Annotated in this window: 1 pseudogene; it reads right to left on the minus strand. The window is 77.9% G+C overall.

Features of this window, described 5'->3' with window-relative positions:
- Positions 1 to 597 (minus strand): annotated as a pseudogene (locus SACPADRAFT_RS24405) (PucR family transcriptional regulator); the annotation flags it as partial.

Consider the following 597-nt stretch of genomic DNA (forward strand, 5'->3'; position numbering starts at 1 on the left):
CGGTGCGGCCCGATCTCCGCGCCGGAGACCACGGCCACCCGGCCCGGACGTCGTACCGCGGCCTCCACCGCGTGCCGGGCCTCCTCGGCCGCACCCCGCAACCCGGCCACGGTCGCGGGTCCTCCCACGCCGATCAGGATCCGTCCGGGTCCCAGCGCGGACACCGCCTCCGTCGCCCCGGCCGTCCAGTCGTCGGGCCACGGACCCCCGGACGCGACCAGCGCACCGGCGTCGCCGTCGAGCGTGCCGGTGAACACCGGCGCCCGGTCGGCGAGCAGCTCGTCGAGCACCTCCGCGCCGAACCGGGTGTCCGTAGTGCGGGCGCGCAGGACGTGGAGCGCGCGGTCCGGCGGGAGCCCGGTCGCGGCGAACGCGGTGGGCACCTCACCCTCGCCACCGGAACCCGCCAGTAGAGTGAACAGCGGCGCGGCCACCCGGCTCCGCGCGGCCCGCACGTCGTCGGAACGGCCGCGGACCAGCCCCACCAGCCCCGCGAGCTCGTCGGCGATCTCCCGGACTCCCGTCCCGAGCCGGTCACCCACCACCAGTGACCAGGCGAGGGCGTGCCGCCCGCCGACCCGCAGCACGGTGCGTTCC

The sequence above is a fragment of the Saccharomonospora iraqiensis subsp. paurometabolica YIM 90007 genome (genome assembly GCF_000231035.2).
Classification (GTDB): Bacteria; Actinomycetota; Actinomycetes; order Mycobacteriales; family Pseudonocardiaceae; genus Saccharomonospora; species Saccharomonospora paurometabolica.